We start from the raw sequence: 14334 nt of genomic DNA on the forward strand, positions 1-14334 counted from the left end.
AGGAAGAAGACGGTAGCAGTCAGGTCGCGCAAGCGGCCTGATCAAGACCAGAAGCTCCGGCCTTCAGGCCGGGGAGTCGGCGGGACTTTTTCTGCGACCGCAGCACCGATCAGCTTCGCATCGAGGATCGCAGCTGATGTGCCTTGGGACATCGCGAGCGCAAGATATGCTGCATCGTATGCCGATAACTGGTTGGCGCGAGAAGGCCGAAAGATCGTAACGTGATCGCTGTCGGCTATGATTCGGATTGGCAGGCTATCGAGCCCCATTCATCCAGCTGTCACGAAGCAGGCCTATCCGCTGCTGTTTGCCGATCGTCGTTGCCGAAGGAGAAAAGTCATGTGGCTCAGCAATTTCACGCTCGTTCTTCCCGAAGAGGTGGTGGGCCAAGGCTCGATCAGGATCGAGGACGGCGTGATCGCCGAGATAAGGCCTGAGCCGGTCGCCAACGCTGCGATCGACGGCGGCGGGCGGCTGCTGATGCCGGGGTTCGTCGATCTGCATGGCGACATGATCGAGCGCGAGATCGCACCGCGGCCGAACGCTACGATGCCGATCGATTTCGGCATCCACGAGCTTGACAAAAAGCTCGCGGCCGCAGGCGTGACGACGGCTTTTGCGGCGATTTCCTTCGCGACCGAGAGCGTTTACGGCCATGTCCGCTCCCTGGAGACCACCGGCGCTGTCATCGAGGGAATCAACCGGCTCAAGCACAATCTGCTGATCGACCATCGCGTCCATGCCCGCTACGAGATCACCAATGTGGGTGCCGCTCCTGAGCTCCAAAAGCTGCTTGAAGCCGGTCATATCGACATGGTGTCGCTAACCGACCATACGCCGGGCCAAGGACAGTACAACAATATCCAGAGCTACGTATTGAGCATCGCCGAGCGGCGGGCAATTTCGGAGGAAATGGCGGCGGAAATGGTTGCCAAGCGCATTGCCATGCGAAGCAATCCCGAGATCGAGGCAAAGCTGAAGGAGATTGTCGCCCTCTCACTGAAGCGGAAGCTATCGCTTGCCTCCCACGATGACGACAGTGCCGAAAAGGTGGCCGAGATGCATGATCTCGGCGTGACGATCAGCGAATTTCCAGTCACGCTGCCCGCTGCCGAGGAGGCGCGTCGCCGCGGGCTCTGGACGCTCATGGGCGCGCCGAACGCGCTTCGCGGCAAGTCCATGTCCGGCAATCTCAGCGCCCTTGATGCCGCCAAGGCCGGGCTATTGACGGTGATTGCCGCCGATTATCACCCGGCGGCTTTCGTACCGGGCATCTTCAAGATCGCCGAGCAAAGCGCAATGCCGGTCGCAGTCGCCATGGCGACCAAGAACGCTGCTCGTTCCGCGGGTCTGACAGACCGCGGCGAGATCGCCGTCAGCCAACGTGCAGATCTGGTTGTCGTTGAGCCGGGCGACGTGCACCGCATCCGCGCCACGTTCCGCGGCGGACGTTTCGTCTACAGCGACGGCACCTTGCATCAGCTTCGGGCGCTCGCTGCCTGAGGCAGTCAGGCGATCAGGGAGATGATGTGATTGGAGTTCGGCTGAGCGGACACACCCGTGCCAACCGCCTTGCCGCCTTCCATCCTCACCTTGCCTTCGGCAAAGAGCCGCAGCGCCTGCGGATAGAGCTGATGCTCGACCGTGAGGACGCGCGCGGCGAGCGTATCGGCTGTATCGCCGGAAAGCATGGGCACTGCGGCCTGTCCGATCGCCGGACCTTCGTCCATGCCTTCGGTGACGAAATGCACGGTGCAGCCTGTGATCCGCATGCCGGCGTCGATGGCGCGTTGATGCGTGTGCAGCCCCGGAAAAAGCGGCAGCAGAGAAGGGTGGATATTAATCATCCGGCCTTCGTAACGCTGGATGAATGTCGCGCTCAGAAGCCGCATGTAGCCCGCAAGGCAGAGGATATCCGGCGAAAGCCGGTCGAGCGCTTCGAAGATCGCCGCCTCGTGGGCCTCCTTGCTGGTATAGTCCTTGCGGACGAAAGCAAACGTGGAAATGCCTTCCGCAGCGGCCTTCTCAAGGCCACCAGCATCCGCCTTGTCGGAAATCACGCCGACAATCTCAGCGGGAAAGTCCGGAGCTTTCGCTGCCGCAACGAGCGCCATCATGTTGGAACCGCCGCCGGAAATGAAGACGACGACGCGTTTGCGCGGCATGGTCATAGAGCGAGCGTGCCCTTGTAAATGGTCCCCGGAGAACCTTCTGCGCGGGCGATCATGCGGCCGAGCGTGATGATCTTTTCGCCTTCCGATTCCAGGGCGGCGGTCGCTGCAGCGGCATTTTCAGCCGAGACAACGGCGATCATGCCGATGCCACAATTGAAGGTCCGGAGCATTTCCGTCGCCTCGACGCCGCCCGTTTTGGCAAGCCAGGAGAACACCGGCGGAACCTTGACGGCGGCAAGATCGATCTCGGCGGCGAGATGCTTCGGCAGCACGCGCGGAATGTTCTCGGGAAATCCGCCGCCAGTGATGTGCGCCAGCGCCTTGATGGCACCGGTTTCGCGGATCGCCTTCAGAAGCGGCTTTACATAGATACGGGTCGGCGTCAGCAGCTCCTCGCCGAGCGCCTTGCCTTCGGCGAAAGGTGCGGGCGCATCCCAGCCGAGACCCGAAAGCTCGACGATCTTACGTACCAGCGAAAAGCCGTTCGAGTGGACGCCGNGGGCGCATCCCAGCCGAGACCCGAAAGCTCGACGATCTTACGTACCAGCGAAAAGCCGTTCGAGTGGACGCCGGAGGAAGCAAGGCCGAGGATGATATCGCCCTCGGCGATATCGCCAGAAGGAAGAAGCTGACCGCGCTCAGCAGCGCCGACCGCAAAGCCTGCGAGATCGTAATCGCCGGAAGAATACATGCCAGGCATTTCCGCCGTCTCGCCGCCGATCAGCGCGCAGCCCGCCTCACGGCAGCCGGCCGCAATGCCGCCGACGATCGCCGCACCCTGGTCCGGGTCGAGCTTGCCAGTCGCGAAATAATCGAGGAAGAAAAGCGGTTCAGCGCCTTGGACGACGAGGTCGTTGACGCACATGGCGACAAGGTCGATGCCGACCGTTTCGTGGTAGTCCGCGTCGATCGCGATCTTCAGCTTGGTGCCGACGCCATCATTGGCGGCAACGAGAACCGGATCGGTAAAGCCGGCAGCCTTCAGGTCGAACAGGCCGCCGAAGCCGCCGATTTCGCCGTCGGCGCCGGGCCGGCGCGTCGAGCGTACGGCAGGCTTGATCTTCTCAACCAGAAGATTGCCGGCATCGATATCGACGCCTGCGTCGCTATAGGTCAGGCCGTTTTTTCCAGACTGGCTCATGCTGATCTCCGATGCAGGTTCGGGGGCGGTAAATAAACCGCTGTCACATGCGGGTCGCAATTGCATGAGAGTGCGCTTTATGCAAGGCGGCGCATGGAGAAAAGCCCCAATTTCCCGCTCTTTCCATACAGGAGAGTTGGATTTTCCGCCGCAGACTTGACCATATTCCGGCCTGCATCCTATGTGCTTCGAGTAGCGGCGCGAAACGATTGCGTCACGAGCGGACGAACGGGGAAAGCGATGCCACATCAGGTCAGCGGCGCAAGTCTCAAACGACAGGTCTACTTCTGGCTGGGCGTGCTCGTCTTCTTCATCGTCTTTCTCTACATCTTCAGCTCGATCCTGCTGCCCTTCGTCGCCGGCATGGCGATCGCTTATTTCCTCGATCCCGTGGCCGACCGTCTACAGCGTCTGGGGCTCAGCCGCCTGATGGCGACGATCGTCATCCTGGTCGCCTTCGTCATCGTCTTCGCGCTGGCGCTGATGATCCTCATTCCGGTCCTGATCAATCAGTTCAACGATTTCGCCCAGCGCCTGCCCGGCTATATCGGCCAATTGCAGGCCTTCATCACCAACTTACAGGACTCGCTGCTGCCCGGCTGGATCAGGAGTCAGCTCGGTACGATCAAGGACAATTTCTCCGGCATATTGTCGGAAGGCATGGGCTTCCTGACCGGTCTCTTCGGCCAGATCTGGAATTCCGGCAAGGCGATCGTCGACCTCATCTCGCTGCTGGTCGTGACGCCGGTCGTTGCCTTCTACATCCTGCTCGATTGGGACCGCATGGTTTCCAAGGTTGATCAGTGGATCCCGCGCGACTATGTCAGCGACGTTCGCCAGATCGCCGGCGAGATCGATCAGGCGATCGCCGGCTTCATCCGCGGGCAGGGCTCCCTCTGCCTGATCCTCGGGATCTTCTACGCCGTCGGCCTTTCGCTCGTCGGCTTGAACTTCGGCCTGCTCATCGGCCTCTTCGCCGGCATGATCAGCTTCATCCCCTATGTCGGCTCGCTCGTCGGGCTGGTCCTTGCGGTCGGCGTTGCGCTCGTTCAATTCTGGCCGGATTATCTCTGGGTCGGCGCGGTCCTCGTTGTCTTTTTTAGCGGCCAGTTCCTGGAAGGCAATATCCTGCAGCCGAAACTCGTCGGCCATAGCGTCGGACTTCACCCGGTCTGGTTGATGTTTGCGCTCTTTGCATTCGGCGCGCTCTTCGGCTTCGTCGGCCTGCTCGTTGCCGTTCCGGCCGCCGCCGTCGTCGGTGTCCTTGTCCGGTTTGCGCTCTCGCGCTACCTTCAAAGCGATCTTTACGCGGGCCGTTCGCAACTTGCCGACACCCGGAAGACAAAAGCCGATTCCAAATGAACGACGTGAAGCGCAAGGCGGGGGAACAGCTCCCGCTGGTCTTTTCCCATGATGCGGCAAACGGCCGTGACGATCTGCTGGTCTCCGACCGGCTGAGCGCCGCCGTGACCATCATCGACGCCTGGCCGCAATGGCCGTCGCCAGTCGTCATTCTGGCCGGCCCTGTTGGTTCCGGAAAGTCGCATCTCGCAAGTATCTGGAAAGAACATACCGGTGCCGTCGGCATCCATCCCAAGAGGGGATCGGATGCTGCCGTCGCTGCGGCAAACGGGCCAGTGCTTTTCGAGGATGTCGATCGTCACGGCTTCGACGACACCGAGCTCTTTCACGTCATCAACAGCGTGCGCGAAAACGGCAACAGCCTGTTGATGACGAGCCGCCTGTGGCCGATGTCGTGGCCGGTGGAGCTTCCCGATCTGCGCTCGAGGCTCAAGGCGGCGACCGTTGTCGAAATCGGCGAGCCGGACGAGGAACTCCTGTCGCAGGTCATCGTCAAGCTCTTCTCCGACCGGCAGCTTAATATAGATGACAAACTCGTGCTTTATATCGTGAACCGGATGGAGCGGTCGCTCAACGCGGCCCAGACGATCGTCGAACGGCTCGACCGCCTGGCCCTTGCGCGGGGCACGAAGATCACCCGGTCTCTAGCCGCCGAAGTATTGAATGAATTGTGTAATTCGGCGCCCCTTGATTGACTGTCACAGTTCCGTCGTGAAACTGATATACTGCGCAGGGGCGAGGAAAACGGGGTGATCGGGACCATGGACAATGCAGCGCTAGAGCATCAGGAAGTCATTCCGACAACACCGGCCCGTGTCTCGCCGCTTGAGGATCTCCTTGCAAGTCCCGAACGCTTCATCAACCGCGAATTCTCCTGGCTGCAATTCAACCGCCGCGTTCTCGAGGAAACGCTGAATACCGAGCACCCGCTGCTTGAGCGTGTGCGTTTCCTGTCGATTTCCGCCGCCAACCTTGACGAGTTCTTCATGGTGCGCGTTGCAGGCCTCGAAGGCCAGGTGCGCCAGAACATCGTAATCCGCACGCCGGACGGCAAGACGCCCGCCGAACAGCTCGATGCCATCCTGCGGGAGATTGACAATCTGCAGATGGAGCAGCAGGCCTCGCTCGCCGTCCTCCAGCAATATCTCGCCAAGGAAGATATTCTTATCGTGCGCCCCGGCGCCCTCAGCGACGCCGACCGGCAGTGGCTGGCGGCAGAGTTCGAGCAGGCGATCTTTCCAGTGTTGACGCCGCTGTCGATCGACCCGGCCCATCCGTTCCCCTTCATTCCGAACCTCGGCTTTTCGATCGGCCTGCAGCTCACCAGCAAGCATGGCCGCGAGCCGATGACAGCGCTGCTGCGCCTGCCGCCGGCGTTGGACCGCTTCGTGCGCCTGCCGGATGACGGCGCAACAATCCGCTACATCACGCTAGAGGATGTCGCGAACATCTTCATCCATCGGCTTTATCCAGGCTATGAGGTGCAGGGTTCCGGTACGTTCCGTCTCATCCGCGACAGCGATATCGAAGTGGAGGAAGAGGCCGAAGACCTCGTTCGCTTCTTTGAAACCGCGCTGAAGCGCCGCCGCCGCGGCAAGGTGATCCGCATCGAGACGGATTCCGAGATGCCTGCCTCGCTCCGCCAATTCGTCGTGCAGGCGCTGAACGTTCCGGATAATCGCGTCGCGGTTCTGCCGGGCCTGCTGGCGCTCAACACGCTCTCCGAGATCACCAAGGCGCCGCGCGACGATCTTCGATTTCAGCCCTACAATGCGCGATTTCCCGAACGCGTTCGCGAACATGCCGGAGACTGCTTCGCCGCCATCCGCGAAAAGGACATGGTGGTCCACCATCCTTACGAATCCTTCGACGTGGTCGTCCAATTTCTTCTGCAGGCTGCGCACGATCCTGACGTTCTGGCGATAAAGCAGACGCTTTACCGCACCTCAAATGACAGCCCCATCGTCCGCGCTCTCATCGATGCTGCCGAAGCGGGCAAGTCGGTGACCGCTCTGGTCGAGCTCAAGGCCCGCTTCGACGAAGAGGCGAACATCCGCTGGGCACGCGACCTCGAGCGCGCCGGCGTTCAGGTGGTTTTCGGCTTCATCGAGTTGAAGACGCACTCCAAAATGTCGCTCGTCGTTCGCCGCGAGGAAGGCAGGCTCCGCAGCTACTGCCATCTCGGCACTGGCAATTACCATCCGATCACCGCGAAGATTTACACCGACCTGTCGTTCTTCACCTGCAATCCGGTGATCGCTCATGACATGGCGAACATTTTCAACTTCATCACCGGCTATGGCGAACCGGAGCAGAGCATGAAGCTCGCCGTCTCGCCTTACACGTTGCGCTCGCGCATCCTCCGTCATATCGATGAGGAGATCAAACACGCCAAGAGCGGCGCGCCGGCAGCGATCTGGATGAAGATGAACTCGCTCGTCGACCCGGAAATCATCGATGCGCTCTATACGGCAAGCCGGGCCGGCGTGGACATCGATCTTGTCATTCGCGGCATCTGCTGCTTGCGCCCGCAGGTGCCGGGTCTCTCCGACAATATTCGCGTCAAGTCGATTGTCGGGCGCTTCCTGGAGCACAGCCGCATCTTCTGCTTCGGCAATGGCCACGGGCTTCCTTCCGACAAGGCGCTCGTCTATATCGGCTCGGCCGACATGATGCCCAGAAATCTCGACCGCCGTGTCGAAACGCTTGTGCCGCTCACCAATCCGACTGTGCACGAGCAGGTTTTGTCCCAGATCATGCTGGGCAATATCATTGACAATCAGCAGAGCTACGAGATATTGCCCGACGGCACGTCTCGGCGCATGGAAGTGCGCAAAGGCGAAGAGCCGTTCAATGCGCAGCAGTATTTCATGACCAACCCTAGCCTCTCCGGCCGCGGTGAAGCCCTGAAATCCAGCGCGCCAAAGCTGATTGCCGGCCTGCTTTCCGGCCGGACCAAGAGATAAAACTGGACCTGCATGGTTGAATCAGAAGCCCAGGGGCGCCTGCCAGGGATTGCCCCGGTCTCCGTCGTCGATATCGGGTCGAATTCGATCCGCGTGGTCATCTACGAAGGCATGTCCCGATCGCCGGCAATCCTTTTTAACGAAAAGGTGCTCTGCGGCCTCGGTAAGGGCATTGCGCTGACCGGCAGGATGGATGAGGAAAGCGTCGCCCGCGCGCTGGCCGCCCTGCATCGCTTCAAGGCTTTGTCGGACCAGGCGCGCGCTGCGACCATGTATGTTCTGGCGACGGCTGCGGCGCGCGAAGCCTCCAACGGGCCCGATTTCATCCACAAGGCCGAGACGATCCTCCAGCGGAAGGTCCGCGTGCTTTCTGGCGAGGAGGAGGCGAAGTTTTCCGCGCTCGGCATCATCAGCGGCTTTTTCCATCCGGATGGTATTGCCGGCGACCTCGGTGGCGGGTCGCTGGAACTCATCGACATCAAGGAACGCGAGATTGGTAAGGGGATCACCCTGCCGCTCGGCGGCTTGCGCCTTTCGGAATATGCTGGGGGGTCTCTTGCGAGGGCCCGCACGTTCGCGCGCAAGCACGTTCGAAGCGCTACGAAAATCCTGGAAAAGGGTGCAGGGCGAACCTTTTACGCGGTTGGCGGCACTTGGCGTAACGTCGCCAAGCTGCACATGGAACTCACCCAGTATCCGCTTCACATGATGCAGGGCTACGAGGTCTCGCTCGAGGCGATGATGCAGTTTCTCGACCAGGTGGAAATTGCCAGGGAGTCGAAGGATCCGGCGTTCCAGGCGGTCTCGAAGCATCGCCGCGCGCTGCTGCCCTTCGGTGCCGTTGCGATGCAGGAAGTGTTGAGCGCAATGAAGCCCGCCGTCATTTCCTTCTCCGCTCAGGGCGTCCGCGAAGGCTATCTCTATTCGCTGTTATCCGACGGCGAGCGCCGCGCCGATCCGCTGCTTTCGGCGGCCGGTGAGCTTGCGATCCTGCGCGCCCGTTCTCCCGAGCATGCGCGCGAGCTTGCGGAATGGACCGGTTATATGATGCCGTATTTCGGCATCACTGAAACGGAAGAGGAGGCGCGCTACCGCCAGGCGGCGTGCCTGCTCGCCGACATCAGCTGGCGTGCGCATCCAGACTATCGCGGCCTGCAGGCGCTGAACCTGATTGCCCATTCCTCCTTCGTCGGCATTAGCCACCCCGGCCGGGCCTTCATCGCGCTCGCCAATTACTACCGCTTCGAAGGCCTGCACGACGACGGCTCGACGGCACCGCTTGCCGCAATCGCCGGCCCGCAATATGTCGAGCGCGCCAAGCTTCTCGGCGGCATGCTGCGTGTCGTCTATCTCTTCTCGGCCTCCATGCCGGGACTGGTGAAGAACCTGACGTTCCGCAAGTCCTCCAATCCGGACATCGACCTCGAATTCGTCGTGCCGTCGGAATATCATGACTTCGCCGGAGAACGCCTCGACGGTCGCCTGCAGCAGCTCTCGAAACTGACCAATAAGCGCCTAGCCTTCGTTTTCGAATAGAGGCGTTGCTGTATGGTGCGGGCGACGACGGCCGGGCATCGGCAGCAGTCATCATGCCGCCTGCTCCTTGCCCGATGCTTCCATTGTCCGAAAATTCGAACAGCCCGTGCGGATTGTATCCAGTTATCGCGAGAACCAGCCTGGTCTATCTCTAGTCTGTCTTGGAACGGAGGTAGATCATGTTCAATCTCGAAAAGTCGGGCACATTCACCCTTGGTGACCGCATCGTGAAGCGGCTCGGGTACGGTGCCATGCAACTTGCTGGAAAGGGCGTCTTCGGTCCGCCGAAAAATCGCGCGGAGGCAATAGCCGTGTTGCGCGAAGCAGCCGAAAGTGGCGTCAACCATATCGGCACGAGCGATTTCTACGGTCCGCATGTCACCAACCAGATCATCAAGGAGGCGTTGCACCCATACAAGAACGATCTTGCGATCGTCACCAAAATAGGGGCAGCGCGAGGCGCGGATGCGTCCTGGAATCCGGCCTTCTCAAAAGAAGCGCTGACGCAGGCGATCCATGATAACCTGAACAATCTCGGCCTCGATGTGATCGAGGTGGTCAATCTGCGTGCCATGTTCGATGCTCACGGTCCGGCGGAAGGATCCCTTGAGGAACCGCTGACCGTTCTCGCCGATCTTCAGCGACAAGGCCTTGTCAAGCACATTGGCCTGTCCAACGTAACCGCCAAACAAGTTGCCGACGGGCGAAAGATCACGAGCATCGTCTGTGTTCAGAACCAGTACAACCTTGTCCATCGCGAGGATGATCCGTTGATCGACCAGCTCGCGGCGGAGGGCACCGCCTACGTGCCATTCTTCCCGCTCGGCGGCTTTTCGCCATTACAGTCATCCACGCTTTCGGATGTTGCAACGCGCCTTGGCGCAACGCCGATGCAGGTTGCTCTTGCTTGGCTATTGCAACGCGCGCCGAACATCCTGCTTATCCCTGGTACCTCATCACGCATCCACCTCAGGGAAAATCTGGCTGTCGCCGACCTCGTCTTGCCGGCCGATGCCTTAAAAAAACTCGACGGCATAGCATCGGCTAAGGCTGCTTAGTCTCATAGATCCCAAGGTGAATTCGGCGTATTGCGGGCGTCACTCGCATCATAAGCAAAAAAGCGCCCGGCTTTTACCGGGCGCCCATTGTCGTTCAGGATTCGATTTACTTCGCGTTCAGGAAACCACCCACTTCCAGTAGGCTGAACTCGTTGTCGTCTGCCTTGTCGACGGCGCGGCCGGCGGAGAAGGGGAGGTTGTTGTCGTTGCTGACGACGATATGCGTGGCATCGACGCGGTCGACGTTCTCGATCGTTACGAAGGGCATATCGTAGAAGCCTTCGCCACCGCCCTGTTTCTTCTTGTTGTTCGGGTCCTCGATGCGCATCAGGTCGACGTAGCCGATTTTGCGCACGGCCTTGCCGGCATTCGCCTCGTTGAATTCGATCTTGTAGATGCGCTTGAATTCCGCCGGAGCTTGGAAGCAGTCCGGCTTCGGTTGCTTGGGATCGGGGCAGGCCTTGTCCTTCGTGCCAGCGCCGTTGTCGCGCTCGATGACGAGGGCTGTCGTGTCGTCCAGCATGTTGAAGTCGCCGATCGCGGCACCCTTGTCTTCGAATGGATAGAACCAGCTGCGGCCCGTCCAGTTCTTGGAGGCGACGTCGAACTCGACGATGCGGATGGCGGTGTGGCCGTCGACCGATTCCATCTTGCCGTCATCCTGGTAGAGCGCGCCTTCCAGAAGGCCGTAAAGCTTCGTCCCGTCCTTCGACATGGCAAGGCCTTCGAAGCCGCCGGAGCGCTTTAGATTGAAGGCTGGCATCTTTGCGGCCGGGTTTGCAGGGACCGAGAGCAGCGCATTGTCCGGTGACGTCACTGGCTTGCCGTCGACCGTGGTGGCGATCACATCGGTCAACCGGCCTTCGCCATCGACCTTCAAAAGATAGGGACCGAATTCGTCGCCGAGCCAGAAGCCGTCGGCGACCGGCTGGATGGATTCGATGTCGAAATCCGCGCCGGTCAGATAGCGCTTCTCGGCGCCTTCGAGGGTGATCGGGAAGGGTGCAATCTTGTTCGGATCGGAGAGGAAGAGGTTCCTGACGACGTCGGCCTTGCCGTTCTCCCAATCGAATTTCATCTGGTGCAGGAAGAGCATGGCGTCGCTGGAGTTGGCCTTGGAACCGAAGCCGTTGTCGGAAAGCGTCCAGAATGTGCCGTCTTCCATCGTCTTGATACCGGAGAAGCCCTGGATAGGCTGGCCGTCGAGCGGTAGCTTGATGTCGGTGACGCGCTGGCCGTCCTTGCCCGGAACGGTGCCGAGCGTCTCGGTGCGCTTACGGTCCGGCGTTGTGAACTTGCCGGAGTGCTTGAGGAATTCTGGCGCGTCCGCAGGCGCCGGAACCAGCGTGTTGGCAGGCAGGATTGCCTGGCCGGCGAGCTTGGCCGGAAAAGCCTGCTCACCGGCGGAAGGGGAGGCGGCAATGAGGAAGAAAAGGGAGACGGAAGTGAAAAGCGAAGCCTTCATGGAAACCTCCAGAAAATGAAATGGCGGTTTCGCTTAGCAGGCCATTGATGGCGTCTAATTGAAGGTTGAATGAAGCTTTGGTGACGCTGCCGACGCGGGCAGGGCTTGCGCCAGCGCCATGACGCCCAGCCCCTGGCCCCGGCCCTTGAGCGCATGAACGCCAAGGTCCTGCGCACTGATCGTTTCAGGCAGCGTCAGGCGTTGGGCAAGCTCGCTCGAGATCAGCACCGGCCGGTTCAGCGACTTGCAGAGGGATTCAAGCCTGGAGGTCGTATTCACCGTGTCGCCGAAATAGGTGATCTTGTGGTGATCAACGCCGATTTCCGCTGTGATGACGAAGCCGCCGTGAAGTGCTGCGCGCAGGCGGGGCACCTGTCCATATTGTTTCAGCCAACTTTCCGCATCGGCTTCGATATCGTTCAGGATGTCGAAGACGCAGCGAACACAGCGGCCGTCCTTCAGCCCGCGCGCGAGCGGCCAGGTAATGATGGCGGAATCGCCGACATAATCGTCGATCATCCCCATGTTCCGCCGCACCGGTTCGGCAAAGGCGGCAAACAGAGAATTCAGCAATTGCTGTGCTCGAAGATCGCCATGTCTCTCGGCAAAAGGGGTCGAATCGACGAGGTCAATGAAGAGGAAGATGCGTTCCTCCTGGACGGGGTTCCGGTAGCGGCCGGAAAACATGCTGAGAAAAACGTCGCGCCCGAGCAGTTCGCGCACGCGCAGCACGAAGATGATGATGGCGCAGACGCCCAGCGCATACATGAAGACATTGAACGGCATTACCAGGATGTTCATGATCGACTCGGGCTTGATCAGCCCGACGGCCGAAAGCAGCAAGGCGGCCAGCGCATAGCCGATGTTCATGAGCGTTTCGTAGATCAGCAAAGCTGAAATGATGAACGCCGCCGTCGGAAGTTTCTGGAGCCGCCGGTAGAGTGGGCGCAGGAAGGCTCTCCGCTCGAAGGCCAAAATCGGCATGCCGATGCAGATCGCGAAGACCGCGCTGATGATGAGCGGTTCCCCGGGATAGGCGACCATGCCATAGGCGATGCCGCTCGCAGCCATCACGGCCGTTAAGAGAAGCCAGTTTTGCGCTGGAGAAATCTCTTTCATGATGTCCGACCTGTGTTGGCGCCCGTGCGCATTCTTCCACGCAAGGCGCCTCGGTCAAGCGATTTTGCCAGTCGACGGAAGAGCGCCGGCCGTCAAAGCGAAACGGTATCGACTTTCTTGCCGGCGAAGCGAAGCGCAATCTCGCCCTTGATGAGCTGCAGCGCGGGCGTGCCGAACAGTTCGCGCCGCCAGCCGTTGAGTGCTGCGACCTCCGCCTTTTCGCCTTCCGCCGCGATCTTGTCGAGATCTTCGCTGTTGGCGATGACCTTCGGCGCAACGCCGTGTTTTTCCGAAATCAGCTTCAGCAGCACCTTGAGCAGTTCGACCGCGGCTGCAGCACCTTCCGGCGCCTGCGTCTGGCGCGGCACATGCGGCATGTCGGCCTTCGGCAGGGCAAGGGCAGTATTGACAGCTTCGAGAACCATGGTGCCGGCAGTCGAACGCTCCCAGCCCTTTGGAACCGTGCGAAGGCGGCTCAGCGCTTCGGCGTCCTTCGGTTGCTGCTGGGCAATCTCATAGATCGCATCGTCCTTCAATACGCGCGAACGCGGCACATTGCGGGAGCGCGCTTCGCGCTCGCGCCAGGCCGCGACATATTTGAGGATCGCGAGTTCCTGCGGTTTGCGCAGCCGCATCTTCAAACGCTGCCAGGCATCGTCCGGATGCATGTCGTAGGTTTCGCGCGATTCGAGAATATCCATCTCCTCGGAAAGCCAGGACGAGCGGCCTTCGCGCTCCAACTCGGCCTTGAGATAGAGATAGGCGTCGCGCAGATGCGTAACGTCCGCCAACGCATAATCGAGCTGCTTTTCGGAAAGCGGTCTCCGGCTCCAGTCGGTGAAGCGCGAGGATTTGTCAATCTGGACGCCCTTTGTCCGGCTGATGAGTTGGTCGTAGGATACGCTGTCGCCGAAGCTGCAGACCATGGCGGCGACCTGTGTGTCGAAGATCGGATGCGGGATCAGCCCGCCGCGATGGAAGATGATTTCGATGTCCTGGCGCGCCGCATGGAAAACCTTCAGCACATTCGGATTGGCCATCAGCTCGAAGAAGGGCGCAAGGTCAATGCCCTTGGCAAGCGGATCGATGATGACTTCCGTCGTCGGGCTTGCCATCTGTATCAGGCAGAGCTCCGGCCAGAATGTCGTCTCACGCAGAAATTCAGTGTCGATTGTAAGGAAGTCGGACTTGGCCAGCTCTTTGCAGGCGGCCGCCAATTCGGCGGTTGTTTCTATCATGTCAATTCATTCGCAAGGAAAAAGATCGGTTAACCTTCCTTCTCCTTTACGTTCGATATGTCAATACGTTGAAGGCGCCTGTGGCGGCACGGCTGGCGGGTTATTCGCCGGGATTGATCACACTCGCGCCGCAAACCTTTTCCTTCGGGTGAGGGTAAGGCGCGGTCGGGAAGGCATCTTCCTGGCAACATCAGGGAGCCGTTCATCATTCCGCCGTCGGCGGCTTGCGGACATAAGGTGAACGCGGTAGCGTCGTCTGCGATGAAAGAGCGCAT

10 protein-coding genes and 1 pseudogene are annotated in these 14334 nt (G+C 60.3%); 6 read left to right on the plus strand and 5 right to left on the minus strand.

Translation table 11 applies throughout. The features are described from left to right. Nucleotides 1–339 precede the first annotated feature (339 nt). Entirely contained in the window at nt 340–1503 is a 1164-nt protein-coding gene (locus BN1800_RS37910) for an alpha-D-ribose 1-methylphosphonate 5-triphosphate diphosphatase (protein ID WP_087005882.1), read from the plus strand. A 5-nt stretch (nt 1504–1508) separates the two neighbouring features. Here BN1800_RS37910 and purN read toward each other — a convergent pair whose 3' ends face one another. Both purN and purM read right to left on the minus strand, forming a co-directional pair. Further along, the gene (gene purN / locus BN1800_RS37915; RefSeq protein ID WP_087005885.1) at nt 1509–2171 is read right to left on the minus strand and encodes a phosphoribosylglycinamide formyltransferase; all 663 of its coding nucleotides are present in this window, start codon (nt 2169–2171) and stop codon (nt 1509–1511) included. Next, nucleotides 2168–3315: pseudogene (gene purM, locus BN1800_RS37920) on the minus strand (phosphoribosylformylglycinamidine cyclo-ligase). The gene purN and the pseudogene purM overlap by 4 nt, the downstream one beginning before the upstream one ends. A gap of 240 nt (nt 3316–3555) precedes the next feature. Here purM and BN1800_RS37925 point away from each other — a divergent pair. The 5 genes from BN1800_RS37925 to BN1800_RS37945 all read left to right on the plus strand — a co-directional run bounded on the left by BN1800_RS37925 (nt 3556) and on the right by BN1800_RS37945 (nt 10237). Beyond that, nucleotides 3556–4677, plus strand: coding sequence for an AI-2E family transporter (locus BN1800_RS37925; protein ID WP_087005888.1), 1122 nt, complete (start codon nt 3556–3558; stop codon nt 4675–4677). After that, complete coding sequence (gene hdaA, locus BN1800_RS37930) at nt 4674–5372, plus strand: DnaA regulatory inactivator HdaA (protein WP_087005891.1); 699 nt, start codon at nt 4674–4676, stop codon at nt 5370–5372. Before BN1800_RS37925 ends, hdaA begins: the two co-directional genes overlap by 4 nt. A gap of 66 nt (nt 5373–5438) precedes the next feature. Next, nucleotides 5439–7643 carry an RNA degradosome polyphosphate kinase gene (locus tag BN1800_RS37935; RefSeq protein ID WP_027508621.1) on the plus strand — a complete coding sequence of 735 codons (2205 nt, stop codon included), beginning with the start codon at nt 5439–5441 and terminating at the stop codon, nt 7641–7643. A 12-nt stretch (nt 7644–7655) separates the two neighbouring features. Then, entirely contained in the window at nt 7656–9179 is a 1524-nt protein-coding gene (gene ppx, locus BN1800_RS37940) for an exopolyphosphatase (RefSeq protein ID WP_027508622.1), read from the plus strand. Nucleotides 9180–9358: 179 nt separating this feature from the next. Next, the gene (locus BN1800_RS37945) at nt 9359–10237 is read left to right on the plus strand and encodes an aldo/keto reductase family oxidoreductase (RefSeq protein WP_087005894.1); all 879 of its coding nucleotides are present in this window, start codon (nt 9359–9361) and stop codon (nt 10235–10237) included. A gap of 106 nt (nt 10238–10343) precedes the next feature. On the opposite strand, the gene BN1800_RS37950 is transcribed toward BN1800_RS37945, so the two are convergent. From BN1800_RS37950 to rnd, 3 genes are all read right to left on the minus strand, one after another. Beyond that, nucleotides 10344–11702, minus strand: coding sequence for an esterase-like activity of phytase family protein (locus BN1800_RS37950; protein WP_087005897.1), 1359 nt, complete (start codon nt 11700–11702; stop codon nt 10344–10346). A gap of 54 nt (nt 11703–11756) precedes the next feature. Next, a complete protein-coding gene (locus BN1800_RS37955) occupies nt 11757–12821 on the minus strand; it encodes an adenylate/guanylate cyclase domain-containing protein (protein WP_087005900.1) in 1065 nt (354 codons plus the stop codon). A 92-nt stretch (nt 12822–12913) separates the two neighbouring features. Further along, nucleotides 12914–14059: a ribonuclease D gene (rnd, locus tag BN1800_RS37960; protein ID WP_027508625.1), complete on the minus strand. Its 1146-nt coding sequence runs from the start codon at nt 14057–14059 to the stop codon at nt 12914–12916. Nucleotides 14060–14334 lie beyond the last annotated feature (275 nt).

The sequence above is a fragment of the Rhizobium sullae genome, assembly GCF_900169785.1.
GTDB lineage: Bacteria > Pseudomonadota > Alphaproteobacteria > Rhizobiales > Rhizobiaceae > Rhizobium > Rhizobium sullae.

What these genes read in the sequence shown, in the direction of transcription:
- BN1800_RS37910 (WP_087005882.1), top strand. Translation starts at nt 340, where the DNA reads ATGTGGCTCAGCAATTTCACGCTCGTTCTTCCCGAAGAGGTGGTGGGC.
- purN (WP_087005885.1), bottom strand. Translation starts at nt 2,171, where the DNA reads ATGACCATGCCGCGCAAACGCGTCGTCGTCTTCATTTCCGGCGGCGGT.
- BN1800_RS37925 (WP_087005888.1), top strand. Translation starts at nt 3,556, where the DNA reads ATGCCACATCAGGTCAGCGGCGCAAGTCTCAAACGACAGGTCTACTTC.
- hdaA (WP_087005891.1), top strand. Translation starts at nt 4,674, where the DNA reads ATGAACGACGTGAAGCGCAAGGCGGGGGAACAGCTCCCGCTGGTCTTT.
- BN1800_RS37935 (WP_027508621.1), top strand. Translation starts at nt 5,439, where the DNA reads ATGGACAATGCAGCGCTAGAGCATCAGGAAGTCATTCCGACAACACCG.
- ppx (WP_027508622.1), top strand. Translation starts at nt 7,656, where the DNA reads ATGGTTGAATCAGAAGCCCAGGGGCGCCTGCCAGGGATTGCCCCGGTC.
- BN1800_RS37945 (WP_087005894.1), top strand. Translation starts at nt 9,359, where the DNA reads ATGTTCAATCTCGAAAAGTCGGGCACATTCACCCTTGGTGACCGCATC.
- BN1800_RS37950 (WP_087005897.1), bottom strand. Translation starts at nt 11,702, where the DNA reads ATGAAGGCTTCGCTTTTCACTTCCGTCTCCCTTTTCTTCCTCATTGCC.
- BN1800_RS37955 (WP_087005900.1), bottom strand. Translation starts at nt 12,821, where the DNA reads ATGAAAGAGATTTCTCCAGCGCAAAACTGGCTTCTCTTAACGGCCGTG.
- rnd (WP_027508625.1), bottom strand. Translation starts at nt 14,059, where the DNA reads ATGATAGAAACAACCGCCGAATTGGCGGCCGCCTGCAAAGAGCTGGCC.